The following is a 15,603-nucleotide window of genomic DNA, read 5'->3' on the forward strand; positions in this document are numbered from 1 at the left end:
CGTCTGATCCGTATGGCCGAGGACCACCATGTCCTGTTGCTGACCATGCACCATATCGTCTCCGATGGCTGGTCGATTGCCGTACTGACCCGTGAACTGGCCGCGTTGTACGAAGCGTTCAGCCAGGGCCGGGACGACCCATTGGCGCCGTTGGCACTGCATTACCTCGACTACGCCGTCTGGCAGCGTCGCTGGCTCAGTGGCGAGCTGTTGCAAAAGCAGTGCGGTTATTGGCAGCAAGCCCTGGCAGAGGCCCCTGCGTTGTTGATGTTGCCTACCGATCGGGTACGTCCGGCACAGCAGGACTATGCCGGTGCCGCGCTGCCGGTGGCCTTCGACGAAAACCTGACCCGTGGCCTAAAGGCCCTCGGCCAGCGTCACGGCACCACCTTGTACATGACCGTCATGAGCGCCTGGGCGGCGCTGTTGGGCCGTCTGGCCGGGCAGGACGATGTGGTGATCGGTTCGCCGGTGGCCAACCGCATGCGCAGTGAAGTCGAAGGGCTGATCGGCCTGTTCGTCAATACCCTGGCGATCCGTGTCGACCTCGGCGAGCAGCCGACGACCGAGTCCCTGTTGGCGCGGGTCAAGACCGCTACCCTCGGCGCCCAGGCGCATCAGGACTTGCCGTTCGAACAAGTGGTGGAAGTGATCAAACCGGTGCGCAGCCTGTCCCATAGCCCGGTTTTCCAGGCGATGCTGACCTGGCAGGACATGGGCGGCGGCGACTTCGCCCTCGGTGATCTGCAACTCGAAGGCCTGGGCGCGAGCCATACCCTGGCCAAGTTCGATATCTCGCTGGACCTGGGCGAGGCCCAAGGCCGTCTGCTCGGTTCGCTGGAATACGCCACGGCGCTGTTCGACGAAGGCACCATGGTTCGTTACCTCGGCTACTTCCAGCGCCTGCTGGAAGCCATGGTTGCCGACGACAGCCAGGTGCTGGAACGCGTGCCGTTGCTCGATGCCAGCGAACGTGAGCATTTGCTGCTGGGCCTCAATGCGACCGAAGTACCTTATCCGCAGGACAGCACGATTCATCAGCTGTTTGAAGATCAGGTCCGGGCGCAACCCGAGGCCATCGCGGTGGCGTTCCAGGCGCAGCGCCTGAGCTATGGCGAACTGAACCGCCAGGCCAACCGACTGGCTCATCATCTGATCGGCCTGGGCATTGGCCCGGACGATCGGGTGGCGATCTGTGTCGAGCGCGGTGTGGAGATGATGGTCGGCTTGTTGGGTGTGCTCAAAGCGGGTGCGGCCTATGTACCGCTGGATCCGGCTTATCCGGCCGAGCGCCTGGCCTATATGATCGAGGACAGTACGCCGTCGGCCTTGCTGACCCAGCATGCATTGCAGAGCCATTTACCCGTACTGGCCGTGCCGCTGGTGCTGCTCGACGACGATCAGCGCCAGGGCTTCAGCGAGCGTGACGACAACCCCGTGGTGCCAGCCCTTGGCTCGCGCAACCTGGCTTACGTGATCTACACCTCCGGTTCCACCGGCAATCCGAAAGGGGTGATGATCGAACACCGTGGCCTGGTCAACTACAGCGTCGACGCCGCCCGCCTGTTCGGCCTGACTGCGACAGACACCGTGCTGCAACAGAACACCCTGAACTTCGACCTGTCGGTGGAGGAAATCTTCCCGGCACTGCTGGCCGGGGCCACCCTGGCGCCAAGCCGCGAGATCTTCGGCAGCGAGGGCTCGGAGAATCACGGTATTCGCCCGACCTTCCTGCATATGACCGCCGCTCACTGGCACACCCTGGCCGCCGAATGGCACAGCCAGCCGCAAGTTGCCGCGCAACGTCTGGAAGGCGTGCGCTTGATCAACGTCACCGGCGACGCCCTGTCGGCACAAAAGCTCAAGCTCTGGGATGAAGTCCGCCCGGCACATACCCGCTTGATCAATACCTACGGTCCGACCGAGGCAACGGTGTCCTGCACCGCCGCTTATGTCACCCACGATGCGGTGGCCGGTAGCGAAGGCAGTGGCAACGCGACCATCGGCAAGCCGATGGCCAACACCCGTATCTATCTGCTCGATGCCCATCAGCAACCGGTACCCTACGGCGTGGCCGGTGAAATCTTTATCGGTGGCGACGGTGTGGCCCGGGGTTACCTGAACCTCGAACAGGTCAACGCCGAGCGATTCCTCGTTGATCCGTTCAGCACCAGCCCTGATGCCCGGATGTACAAAACGGGCGACTTGGCCCGCTATATGGCCGACGGTCGTATCGAGTACCTGGGCCGCAATGACTTCCAGGTCAAGGTCCGTGGTTTCCGGATCGAACTGGGGGAAATCGAGGCACGCCTCGGTGGTTGCACCGGGGTCAAGGAAGCGGCGGTGATTGCTCGCGAAGACCGTCCGGGAGAAAAACGCCTGGTGGCCTATGTAGTCGCCAAGCCTGAAGCGAACCTGGATGTTGCCGGTTTGCGTGCGGAACTGGCACCGCAGCTTGCCGAGTACATGCTGCCAAGTGCCTTCGTGATCCTCGACGCCTTGCCGTTGACACCGAACCGCAAGCTCGACCGCAAGGCCTTGCCGGCCCCAGCGGACGATGCCTTTGCCAGCCGCGAGCATGTCGCCCCGCAAGGCGCCACCGAGACGGCCCTGGCGCAGATCTGGCAGAGCCTGCTGAATCTGCAACAGGTGGGGCGTCACGACCACTTCTTCGACCTCGGTGGGCACTCGCTGCTGGCCATGCGCTTGATTTCCCAGGTGCGCCAGCGCCTGGGCGTCGAGCTGAGCCTGGCGGATATCTTCGCCCAGCCGGAACTGGCGGCATTGGCCCAAGTGCTGGCGCAAGCCGCCGGCAGCAGCCAGCCGCCGATCGTGCCGGTATCCCGTGACCAGGCCTTGCCATTGTCGTTTGCCCAGCAGCGCCTGTGGTTCCTGGCGCAACTGGATGGCGGTAGTTCGGCTTACCACATTCCAGCCGGGCTGCGTTTGCGTGGTGCCCTGGATCGTATCGCCCTCAAACGGGCGCTGGATCGTATCGTTGCCCGTCACGAATCACTGCGTACCACCTTTGTGCAACTGCAGGGGCATGACGCGGAACAACGTATCGCCCCGGCCGACATCGGCTTCAACCTGCAATTGCACGTACTGGCTGGCCAGGCAGAGGCGGAAGAAGAGCTGCTGTCCATCGCCGCCGAAGAGGCTCGCGAGAGCTTCGACCTGCTGCGTGGACCGCTGGTGCGCGGGCGTCTGGTGCGCATGGCCGATGATGACCATGTGCTGCTGGTAACCTTGCACCACATCATCTCCGACGGCTGGTCCGCCGGGGTGCTGACCCGCGAACTGGGCGTGCTCTACGAAGCCTTCCGCCAGGGGGCGGAGGATCCGTTGCCGGCCTTGCCGGTGCAGTACGCCGACTATGCGGTTTGGCAGCGCAACTGGCTGAGCGGTGAAGTGCTGCAACAGCAAGGACAATACTGGCAACAGGCCCTGACCGGTGCCCCGGTCCTGCTGGCACTGCCAAGCGACCGGCCGCGTCCGGCGCAGCAGGACTACAGCGGGCATCTGTTGGGCCTGGCCCTCGATGCCGACTTGACCCGTGGTCTCAAGGCGTTGAGCCAGCGGCAGGGCACCACCTTGTTTATGACGGTCATGGCGGCCTGGGCTGCGGTGTTGAGCCGCCTGTCCGGCCAGGATGATGTGGTGATCGGTACGCCGGCGGCCAACCGTCTGCGCGCCGAGGTGGAGGACCTGATCGGGTTCTTCGTCAACACCCTGGCGGTACGGGTCGAGGTCTCGGCGGCGCTGAGCGTCGAAACCTTGCTGCAACAGGTCAAGCGCCAGACCCTGGCCGCCCAGGCCAACCAGGACTTGCCGTTCGAGCAGGTGGTGGAAGTGGTTCGTCCGCAGCGCAGTCTGTCCCACAGCCCGATTTTCCAGGCGATGTTGTCCTGGCAGAACACCGAGGACGTCGATCTGGCGCTCGGCGATATGACCCTGCAAGGCGTCGGGGTGACCAGTCGCACGGCCAAGTTTGACGTGCTGCTGGATATGACCGAGGTGGGCGACCGTCTGTTCGGCACTTTGGAATACGCTACGGCGTTGTTCGACGAGTCGACCATGCAGCGTTGCCTGGGTTACCTGGAAGCCATGTTGCGTGGGATGGCGGCCGATGAACGGGCGCTGGTTGCAGAGATTCCGTTGCTGGATCAGGAACAGCGTGGGCAGTTGTTGGAAGGCTTCAATGCCACCGCTGTCGATTATCCGCAGGATCTGACCTTGCATGGCCTGTTCGAAGCTCGGGTTGCCACTTGTGGTGATGCAGTAGCGGTTGTGGACGAGAAGGGCAGCCTGACTTATGACGCACTCAACCGTCAGGCCAACCGTATCGCCCATCGTCTGATCGGCCTGGGCATCGGCCCGGATGATCGGGTGGCGATCTGTGTCGATCGTAGCCTGGAAATGGTCGCGGGGCTGATGGGCATTCTCAAGGCCGGCGCCGCTTATGTGCCGCTGGACCCGGATTACCCGATTGATCGTCTGACTTACATGCTGGAGAACTGTGCTCCGGCGGTGGTCCTCAGCCAAGAGGCTTTGCGTGCGGTACTTCCAGCCAGCAACGTACCGGTACTGTTGCTCGATCCTGAGCATGCCGAGCGTGACGGTTTCCTCGCACAACCAGATAGCAACCCGTTGCGCGCTGAAGTCCGTCCCGAGCATCTGGCTTACGTGATCTACACCTCCGGCTCGACCGGCCAGCCGAAAGGCGTGATGAACGAACACCGTGGCGTGGTCAACCGCTTGCTGTGGATGCAGGACGAATACGGCCTGAATGCTTCGGACAGCGTGTTGCAGAAGACGCCATTCAGCTTCGACGTGTCGGTCTGGGAATTCTTCTGGCCACTGTTCAACGGCGCACGGCTGGTGATGGCGCGTCCGGGTGGTCATCGTGACCCGGGCTATCTGCGCGGAGTGATTCGCGAGCAGAAGATCACCACCTTGCACTTCGTGCCGTCGATGCTGGATCTGTTCCTCGCCCATGGCGAGGCCGGGGACAGTGGCCTGCTGCGGGTAATGTGCAGCGGTGAAGCCTTGCCGGGCCATCTGGTGCGGCGCTTCAAGCAGCAGTTGCCGGAAGTCGGCCTGTTCAACCTCTACGGTCCAACCGAAGCGGCGGTAGACGTGACGGCTTGGGATTGTGCCGGTCCTTTGGACGAAACCCCGGACAACACGCCTATTGGCAAACCGGTGGCGAATACGAAGATCTACCTGCTGGACGCCAGTCGTCAGCCAGTACCGCTGGGTGTGGCAGGCGAGTTGTATATCGGTGGTGTGCAGGTGGCTCGCGGTTACCTGAACCGCCCCGAACTGAGCGCCGAGCGGTTCCTCGACGATCCGTTCACCACTGGGCGTATGTACCGCACCGGCGACCTGGGTCGCTATCTGCCGGACGGCACGGTGGAATACCTGGGTCGTAACGACGACCAGGTGAAGCTCCGTGGTTTCCGGATCGAACTGGGCGAAATCGAAGCGCGCCTGGCCGCTTATCCTGGGGTCAAGGAAAGCGTAGTCCTGGCTCGGGAGGACAACCCGGGCGAAAAACGCCTCGTGGCCTACGTCACCGCGCAGCAGCCTGAAATCGTGCTGGAGATCGGAAGCCTGCGCGCTCATCTGCAAGGCGCATTGCCGGAGTACATGGTCCCAGCCGCCTACGTGCAGCTCGATGCACTACCACTGACGCCTAACGGCAAGCTGAATCGCAAGGCGTTGCCGGCGCCAGATGGTGGCGCATTGATCAGCCGTGAATACGAGGCTCCACAAGGGGAAGCCGAAACCGTACTGGCGCAACTCTGGGCGGAGCTGCTCAAGGTCGAGCGCGTAGGGCGGCACGACAACTTCTTCGAACTCGGCGGTCACTCGCTCTTGGCCGTGACGTTGATCGAACGCATGCGCCAGGTCGGCCTGAGCGCCGATGTACGGGTGTTGTTCGGCCAGCCGAGCTTGTCGGCACTGGCGGCAGCGGTGGGCGGCAGCACGGAAATCGTGGTGCCGGCCAACCTGATCGTTGAAGGCTGCACGCATATCACTCCGGATCTGCTGCCATTGGTCAATCTGACCCAGGTGCAGATCGACCGGGTAGTGGCGAGCGTACCGGGTGGCGCGGCGAATATTCAGGACATCTACCCGCTGGCACCGTTGCAGGAGGGGATTCTCTATCACCACCTGGCGGCGGAGCAGGGCGATCCCTATGTGCAGCAGGCGCTGTTCTACCTGGAAGACCGCGCGCGGCTGTTGGCGTTTATCGACGCCTTCGAGGGTGTGATCGGTCGCCACGATATCCTGCGCACCGCCGTGTTGTGGGAAGGCCTGGACGAGCCCTTGCAAGTGGTGCTGCGTCGGGCACCGATGGTGCTGGAAGAAATGACCTTTGCGCCTGAGGCCGGTGAGATCGCCAGCCAACTGCGTGGGCATTTCGATCCGCTGCACTACCGGCTCGATGTGCGTCAGGCGCCGTTGCTGCGCCTGGCCTGCGCCTACGACGCCGCTCAGCAGCGTTGGGTCGCCTTGCTGCTGTTCCACCACATGGCACTCGACCACACCGCGCTGGACGTGGTGCGCCACGAGATGCAGGCCTATCTGCTGGGGCAGCAGGCGCAACTGGGGGCGGCGGTGCCGTATCGCAACTACGTGGCCCAGGCCCGTCTGGGTGTCAGCCAGGCGGCTCACGAAGCCTTCTTCCGCGACATGCTCGGCGATGTCGACGAGTCGACCCTGCCGTTCGGCCTGGCCGATGTGCAGGGTGACGGCAGCGCCATCGAGCAGGCCCACCTGATGGTCGACGAAACCTTGAGCCTGCGCTTGCGTCAATGTGCACGCCAGCTCGGCGTCAGCGCCGCCAGCTTGCATCACCAGGCCTGGGCCCAGGTGGTCGGCGGCCTCAGCGGTCGCGAGGACGTGGTGTTCGGCACCGTGCTGATGGGCCGGATGCAAGGCGGCGAGGGCGCGGATCGGGCGTTGGGGATGTTTATCAACACCTTGCCTTTGCGCATCGAGGTCGGTGCACAGGGTGCCCGGACCGGTGTCCGGGCGACCCATGCCCGCCTGAGTGCCTTGCTCGGTCACGAGCACGCTTCCCTGGCCCTGGCCCAGCGTTGCAGCGGCGTCGCCGCTCCGGCACCGCTGTTCAGTGCCTTGCTCAACTATCGGCACAGTGGCGGGCAGCTCGACAACCAAGCCCAGGCGGCGTGGAACGGGATCGAGAGCCTGGGTGGCGATGAGTGGACCAACTACCCGCTGTCCCTGAGTATCGATGACCTCGGCGAAGCCTTTGTGCTGACCGCGCAAGTGGTGGCCGAAATCGGTGCCCAGCGCATCTGCGGCTACATGCATGCGGCGCTGGACAACCTGGTGGAAGCGCTGGAACGCACGCCGGAAATGCCGTTGCACGATCTGTCGATCCTGCCGCTGGCGGAACGTCGGCAGTTGCTGCTCGACTTCAACCGGACCGAACGTGCCTATCCCCACGGCCAGTTGATCCATCAGCTGTTCGAGGCCCATGCGGCGGCACGGCCACAGGCAACCGCGGCTCGTCAGGGTGAGTTGACTGTGAGCTACGGTGAACTTGATACCCGCGCCAATGCCTTGGCCCACAGCCTGCGCGAGCAGGGCGTGGTGCCGGGTACCCGGGTGGCGATCCTGCTGGATCGTTCGATTGACTTGCTGGCGAGCCTGTTGGCGACCCTCAAGTGCGGCGCCGCTTACCTGGCGCTGGATCGCCTGGCCCCCGAGGAGCGCGTACGCTTCATGCTCGAGGACAGCGAGGCAACGGTGCTGCTGACCCGCAGCGACCTGTCGGCCCCCGAAGGCACGCCACGCCTGAACCTGGATACCCTGGAGTCGCTGACCCTGGCGGTCAACCAGGCGCCACCGGCACTTGAGGGCAACACGGCGGGAGACACCCCGGCCTGCATCATCTACACCTCCGGTTCCACCGGTCAGCCCAAGGGTGTGATCGTCAGTCACAACGGCCTGGCGCGTCTGGTCCAGGACAATGGCTACTACGATTTCTCTCCCGAGGATCGCGTGGCCTTCTCCTCCAACCCGGCGTTCGACGCCAGCAGTCCGGAAATCTGGGGTGCCTTGCTCAATGGCGGGCAGTCGGTGATTGTCGAACATCAGGTGCTGCTTGAACCGACGGCCTTTGCCCAGTTGCTGCAGCGCAGCGAAGTGACGGTGTTGATCACTTCCACGGCCTTGTTCAACCTGTATGCCGGGTTGATCCCCGAAGCCCTGGCGGGACTGCGCATGGTCATGTGCGGTGGCGAGCGGGCTGATCCGGCGTCGTTCCAGCGGGTGCGCGAGCACTCGTCCACGGTCCGCCTGTTCAACGGTTACGGTCCGACCGAAGCCACCACCTGCGCCAGCCGTTACGAGGTGTTCGACATACTGCCTGGCACCCTCGGCCTGCCGATCGGTCAGCCCAACGCCAACGTGCGTATCTATGTGCTCAATGCCCGGCGCGAGCCGGTGCCGGTGGGTGTGGTCGGCGAGATGTATATCGGCGGTGCCGGGGTCGCGCTGGGTTACCTGAATCGCCCGGAAATGACCGCCGAACGCTTCAGCGACGACCTGTTCGCCGAGCATCTCGGTGGCCGGCTCTATCGCACCGGTGACCTGGCGCGCTGGCTGCCGGACGGCAACCTCGAGTACCTGGCGCGCAACGATGGTCAGGTGAAGATCCGTGGTTTCCGCGTGGAACTGGGGGAAGTCGAGACCTGCCTGCATCACTGTGCCGGTGTGCGCAACGCCGTGGTGGTGGCGCGCGAGGACAGCCCGGGCGACAAGTACCTGGTGGCTTATTACACCGTGCAAGCCGACGGCGAAGTCCCGGAGTCCGAAGCTCTGCGTGCGCAACTGGCCGCCGACTTGCCGGAATATATGGTCCCGGGTGTCTGCATTCGCCTGGATGCCTTGCCCCTGACACTCAACGGCAAGGTCGATGTGCGGGCACTGCCGGCACCGGAGGCGGAGCAGTTCGCCACCCACGCCTTCGAGGCGCCGCACGGCGATCTGGAACATCGTCTGGCGCAGGTCTGGGCCGAGGTGCTCGACCTGGAGCGGATCGAGCGGCATGACAGTTTCTTCGCCCTGGGCGGTCATTCGCTGCTGGCGGTGCGCCTGGTCAGCCAACTGACGCTGGCCGGGTTGCCGGTGTCGCTGGCCGAGCTGTTCCAGCACGCCAGTGTCGCGGCGCTGGCCGGGTTGCTGGAAAGTCGCACAGGTGAAGTGCGTTCGAATGAGCAACTGGTGCCGGTACGCACCACCGGTAGCCAACGGCCGTTGTTCCTGGTTCACGAGTTCACCGGCCTGGACCTGTACTTCCCGACCCTGGGTCAGCATATCGACAGCGATATCCCGGTCTACGGCCTGCCTGGCGTGGCCCTCGGGCAGACGCAGTTGCAGACCATGGAATGCCTGGCGACCCGTCTGTTGCAGCTGATGCGCACGGTCCAGCCGCAAGGGCCTTATCGCCTGGCCGGCTGGTCGTTCGGCGGGGTGTTGGCCTATGAGATGGCCATCCAGCTGGTTGGCCTCGACGAGGAAGTGGAATTCCTCGGCCTGATCGACACCTATCTGCCACGCCTGGTGGATCAGGGCCGGGCCCGCTGGAATCCGGATAATGCGCACCAACAGCATCTGCTGGAGCACTGCGAACGGTTCTGGACGGGCCACGACGAGGGGGCGGCTGTCCTGGCCCGGCTCGAAGGGCTGCGTTCAGAACTTCAGTCCTTCGATTTCGAAGGCCTGCTGCAACGCTGCCGCGAACAGGGCGTGCTGCCGCCGGAGCTCGATGTCTACGGGACCCAGGATCTTTGGCAGTACCTGGATCGCGAAGTCGCCCACGGTCATGCCCAAGCTCACTACACGGTGTACGCCAACAGCGTGCCGGTGCATCTGTTTACCGCCAGCGAGTGGGCCCATGACGCACCGGCCCACAGCGGCTACCTGGGTTGGGACGAGGTGCTGCCGCTGAGCCAGTTGCACAGCATCAAGGTGCCGGGTGATCACCAGAGCCTGATGCAGGCGCCGCATATCGAAGGTCTGGCGCAGGCGATCAACACGGCGCTGGCCGGTCTGGCCGGTCGTCCGTCGCCGACCCGCGGTGTTCACCAACCGTTGCTGACGATCCAGGGCGGGAGCCGCGATCACACGCCGGTGTTCTGCGTGCCGGGGGCCGGCGACAGTGTCACGGGCTTTATCGGCCTGACCGATGCGTTTGGTCCGCACTGGCCGATCCATGGCCTGCAACCGCGCGGGCTGGATGGTCGCACGGTGCCCTACAGCCTGGTGGAGACGGCCGCCGAGGCTTATCTGCTGGCCATCGACAGCGTGCATCCGACCGGGCCGGTGCATCTGCTCGGTCACTCCTTCGGTGGCTGGGTGGTCTTCGAAATGGCCCAGCGCCTGACGGCGCGGGGTCGCGAGGTGGCTTCGCTGACCTTGATCGACAGCGAGTCGCCGGGGGGCAACGGTGTGGTGGGTAAACCTTATACGGCGATGGGCGTGCTGGAGCGCCTGATCGAGACCATGCAACTGGCCGCGGGCAAGTCGATGGAGGTCGATCAGGCCGCCTTCGCGGCGCAGGACGATGCCGGCCAGATGCGCTTGCTGCATGCCGGGATGGTGCGGGCCGGGTTGTTGCCGCAGCGTTCGGCGCCGGACTCGATGCGTGGGCCGGCACGGGCTTTCGGCACGGCCTTGCGTACCCGTTATCAACCGTCGTCGATCTACACCGGGCCGGTTCGCCTGGTGCTGGCCGACGACCCGGTGCTGGACGCGGCGGGCAACCAGCGCGAGCAGCAGTCGATGGTCGCCGGCTGGCGCCGTTGTGCACCGGATCTCACCGTCTGGCGTGGGCCGGGCAACCATTTCACCATCCTCAAGGCGCCGCATGTGCAACATCTGGCGAGCTGGTGGCGAACCCATCAATAACACAGTCTCTTCAAGCCCGGCGGCGGGGCCGCCGGGTCAACCCTCAACACATTCGTGGCTTTCTATGAAAAAGTTGAAGTTTCGCAAAGTGGTAATCGTGGTAGTGCTGCTGGTTCTGGCGGCGATTATTTTCTACAGCGTGCAGGCCCCGGCAAAACCGCCGGAGTACCTGACCGCCAAGGTCGAACGCACGGATATCGAGAACTCCGTGCTGGCCAGCGGGGTACTGCAAGGTATCAAGCAGGTCGATGTCGGTGCGCAGGTCTCGGGCCAGCTCAAGTCGCTGAAGGTCAAGCTCGGCGACAAGGTCACCCAGGGCCAGTGGCTGGCGGAAATCGATCCGGTGGTGCTGCAGAACGCCCTGCGCCAGACGCAGGTCAATGAAGAGAACCTGATCGCGCAGAAACAGGCGGCGGCCTCGCAACTCAAGGATGCCAAGGCGACCTACGAGCGCTACAAGCTGCTGCGTGAGGACGACGCGATTTCCAAGCAGGACTTCGAGACCGCGCAATCGAACTTCGAGGTCAAGGGCGCCAACCTGCTGTCGCTGGAAGCGCAGGTCAGGGACGCACGGATCCAGGTCGAGACCGCCCGGATCAATCTGGGCTACACCCGCATCGTCGCGCCGATCAACGGTGATGTGGTGGGCATCGTGACCCAGGAAGGCCAGACCGTGATCGCCAGCCAGCTGACGCCGGTGATCCTCAAGCTCGCTGACCTGGACACCATGACCATCAAGGCCCAGGTCTCCGAGGCCGACGTGATTCATATCGTCCCGGGCCAGGAGGTGTATTTCACTATCCTCGGTGACGCCGACAAGCGTTATTACGCCAAGTTGCGCGGCACTGAGCCGGCGCCGCAGAACTTCCTCGATGCCCAGGCCACCGGCGCCAGCAAGCAGAACACCGCGGTCTTCTACAACGCCTTGTTCGATGTGCCGAACCCGGATCATCGCCTGCGCATTTCCATGACCGCCCAGGTGCATATCGTCCGTGACCAGGCCAAGACCGTATTGACGGTGCCGGTGGCGGCACTGGGTGACAAGAACCAGGACGGCACCTTCCCGGTACGGGTGGTGGATGATCAGGGCCAGGCGCAGATCCGCAATGTGCAGACCGGCATCAACAACAATGTGCGGGTCGAGATCAAGAGCGGCCTGGCCGAGGGTGACAAAGTCGTGATCGGCGAGCCGTCGGCAACACCTGTGGTAGCGGGAGCCTGACCATGAGCCGACCCCTGCTGGAACTCAAGGGCATTACCCGCCGTTTCGTCGCCGGTGAGAAGGATTTCATCGCGCTCAATGACATCAACCTGACGATCAATGCCGGCGAGCTGGTGGCGATTACCGGCGCCTCGGGCTCCGGCAAGTCGACCCTGATGAACGTGCTCGGTTGCCTGGATCACGCCAACAGCGGCAGCTACAAGGTCGACGGGCGTGAAACCAGCACCCTCAGTGACGATGAGCTGGCGGAGTTGCGCCGGGATCACTTCGGCTTCATTTTCCAGCGCTATCACCTGTTGCCGCACCTGGGGGCGACCCACAACGTCGAAATGCCGGCGGTCTATGCCGGCACCGGTGAGACCAAGCGCTACAGCCGCGCCCAGGAACTGCTGGTGCGCCTGGGTCTGGCGGGGCACCTGGAACATCGGCCGAGCCAGTTGTCGGGCGGTCAGCAACAGCGGGTCAGTATCGCCCGGGCGTTGATGAACGGCGGCGAAATCATCCTCGCCGACGAACCCACCGGGGCCCTGGACAGCGTCAGCGGCAAGGAGGTGATGAAGATCCTGCTGGAGCTCAACAGCGCCGGGCACACGGTGATCCTGGTGACCCACGATGAAAAGGTCGCGGCCCATGCCGAGCGCATCATCGAGATGCGTGACGGCGAGATCATCGCCGACCGGGTCAACGCCAATCGCCCGGTGGTCAACGAGAAAGCCAGCGAGCGCCTGCCGGCCAAGCCCAAGCAGGGCAACCGGCTGATGGCCAGTCTGGCGCTGTTCCAGGAGGCCTTCGTGATGGCCTGGGTGGCGCTGATCTCGCACCGTATGCGGACCTTGCTGACCATGCTCGGGATCATTATCGGCATCACTTCGGTGGTGTCGATCGTGGCCATTGGCGAAGGGGCCAAGCGCTATGTGCTCAAGGACATCCAGGCCATCGGCAGCAACACCATCGAGATCTTTCCCGGTAGCGACTTCGGCGACAACAAGGCGGGGTCCATCGAGACCCTGGCACTGTCCGATGTCGCGGCCTTGAGCGGCTTGTACTATATCGACAGTGCCTCGCCGAATATCGGGCGCAACCTGTTGGTGCGCTACCGCAACCTCGATGTGACGGCGACGGTCAGTGGGGTCAGCCTGAGTTACTTCCAGGTGCGCGGCACCAAGATAGGCTCGGGGGTGTCGTTCACCAAGGACGACGCCAGGCGCCAGGCGCAGGTGGTGGTGATCGACTACAACACCCGTATCCGCCTGTTCGGCCCGACGGTGGACCCGCTGGGCCAGGTGATCCTGGTGGATAACCTGCCGTGTACGGTGATTGGCGTGACCGAGGACAAGAAGAACATCTTCAACACCAGCAAGAACCTGAATATCTGGATGCCCTACGAAACCGCGGCGGGTCGGGTGCTGGGCCAGAGCTTCCTGGACAGCATCACGGTGCGGATGAAGGATGGCCAGCCGAGCAAGGTGGTCGAGGACAACGTCAGCAAGCTGATGGAGAAACGCCACGGGACCAAGGACTTCTTCACCTACAACCTCGACAGCGTGATGCAGACGGTACAGAAGACCAGCCAGTCGCTGGCCTTGCTGTTGTCGTTGATCGCGGTGATCTCGCTGGCGGTGGGGGGCATCGGGGTGATGAATATCATGCTGGTATCGGTGACCGAACGGACCCGTGAGATTGGCATTCGCATGGCCGTGGGGGCACGTCAGTCGGATATCCGCCAGCAGTTCCTGGTGGAGGCGGTGATGGTCTGCCTGATCGGCGGGGTGATCGGCATCAGCCTGTCGTTTGGCATCGGCTATGTGTTTTCCCTGCTGGTCAAGGAATGGCAGATGGTGTTCTCGGTGAGCTCGATTGTCACTGCGTTCATCTGTTCGACGCTGATCGGTATCGTCTTTGGCTTCGTGCCGGCACGCAATGCCGCGCGGCTTGATCCGATCGAGGCGTTGGCGCGGGATTAAGAAGAAGGGCCCGTCGTTTGTACGACGGGCCCTTTTTGATCTCTCGGGGTGACGCTGATCGTGTGGGAGCGGTGCCTGCCCGCGAAGCTTTCAGCGTCGCGGGCAAGCACCGATGGGCTCAGCCTACCGCGCTGACGCTGGTAACCCGTGCCGCGCTGCTGCTCTTGAGAGCCTGTTCGAAGCGATCGAGGACCTGGCCCACTTCCGACTCGGTAATGTTCAGGGGGGGCAGGAAGCGCAGGACTGCGCTATGGCGTCCGCCGGTCTCGATCATCATGCCGTTGTCGAAGCACTCCAGCTTGATCGCCCGCGCCCGTGCGCCATCACCCAGCCCTGGACGCGAGCCGGTGCCCGGCTTGACGATTTCCACCCCGAGCATCAGGCCACGGCCGCGCACATCGCCGATAAAGGGGAAGTGCCGGGCAATATCCTCCAACCCGCTTTGCAACTGCTCGCCGCGCCGCGCGGCATTGCCCACCAGGTCGTGCTCCCTGATGTAGCGCATGGTCGTCGCCCCGGCGACCATGGCCACCTGGTTGCCACGGAAGGTCCCGGCGTGCATGCCCGGGCCCCAGGTGTCCAGGTGCTCGGCATAGACGATCACCGACATCGGGTAGCCGCCACCGATGGCCTTGGACAGCACCAGGATATCCGGCGTGATCCCGGAATGTTCGATGGCGAACAGGCTGCCAGTACGCCCCAGTCCGGTCTGCACTTCGTCGATGATCAGCAGGATGCCCTGCTCGCGGGTGATCTCGCGCAGGGCCCGCAGCCACTCGGCCGAGGCCGCGATGCAGCCACCTTCGCCCTGGACCACTTCGACCACCACCGCCGCGGGCTTCGACACACCGCTTTCCGGGTCACAGAGCACGGTGCGGATGTAGTCGATGGAGAGACGGTCGGTGTGTTCGCCATCGGTGCCGAACGGGCAGCGGAAGCGGTAGGGGAACGGCAGGAAGTGGGTGCCCTGGGCTATCAGGCCCGCCTTGGGATTGAGGTTGCCCATGGCCGACAGTGCCCCGGCGGTCATGCCGTGGTAGCCGCCATGGAAGGCCATCAGTGGGGAGCGTTGAGTGTAATGGCGGGCCAGCTTGATCGCCGCTTCGACCGCGTCCGAGCCGCTGGGGCCGCAGAAGAGGATCTTGCTGTGGTCACGCAGGCCGGCCGGCAGGGTCGCGAACAGCTCCTGGACGAAGGCGTGCTTGGCCGGGGTGGCCAGGTCCAGGGCCTGCTGCAGGTGATCGCTGTTGAGGAACTCGATCACCGCATCACGCACCACCGGTGGGTTGTGACCCAACGCGAGGGTGCCGGCATTCGACAGGCAGTCGAGGTACTCCTGACCGTTGGCATCCTTGACCCGCATGCCCCTGCCGCTGACAAACAGGCGTTGGAACGTCGCTGCATAGGTGCGCGCGTTCGACTCCAGTTTCTTGAGATTACTTAACTCTTCCATAGTCGATCACTCAT

The 15,603-nt window shown here is 63.9% G+C and carries 4 protein-coding genes (1 of these 4 running past the window's edge); 3 read left to right on the top strand and 1 reads right to left on the bottom strand.

The features are described 5' to 3' along the window. From M5B42_RS16350 to M5B42_RS16360, 3 genes are all read left to right on the top strand, one after another. Nucleotides 1-10,950, top strand: the 3' end of a protein-coding gene (locus M5B42_RS16350) for a non-ribosomal peptide synthase/polyketide synthase (protein ID WP_248746420.1). 20,052 nt of this gene lie to the left of the window's left edge; 10,950 of the gene's 31,002 nt are visible here — the last part of the coding sequence; its start codon lies beyond the left edge, outside the window; it ends in the stop codon at nt 10,948-10,950. 64 nt (nt 10,951-11,014) lie between these two features. Then, entirely contained in the window at nt 11,015-12,172 is a 1,158-nt protein-coding gene (gene macA, locus M5B42_RS16355; RefSeq protein ID WP_103498129.1) for a macrolide transporter subunit MacA, read from the top strand. Between the two features lie 2 nt (nt 12,173-12,174). After that, nucleotides 12,175-14,136, top strand: coding sequence for a MacB family efflux pump subunit (locus M5B42_RS16360; protein ID WP_248746421.1), 1,962 nt, complete (start codon nt 12,175-12,177; stop codon nt 14,134-14,136). Nucleotides 14,137-14,254: 118 nt separating this feature from the next. On the opposite strand, the gene M5B42_RS16365 is transcribed toward M5B42_RS16360, so the two are convergent. Beyond that, complete coding sequence (locus tag M5B42_RS16365) at nt 14,255-15,589, bottom strand: diaminobutyrate--2-oxoglutarate transaminase family protein (protein WP_103498127.1); 1,335 nt, start codon at nt 15,587-15,589, stop codon at nt 14,255-14,257. Nucleotides 15,590-15,603 lie beyond the last annotated feature (14 nt).

Source organism: Pseudomonas sp. MWU12-2037 (assembly GCF_023242345.1).
GTDB classification, from domain to species: Bacteria; Pseudomonadota; Gammaproteobacteria; order Pseudomonadales; family Pseudomonadaceae; genus Aquipseudomonas; species Aquipseudomonas gingeri_D.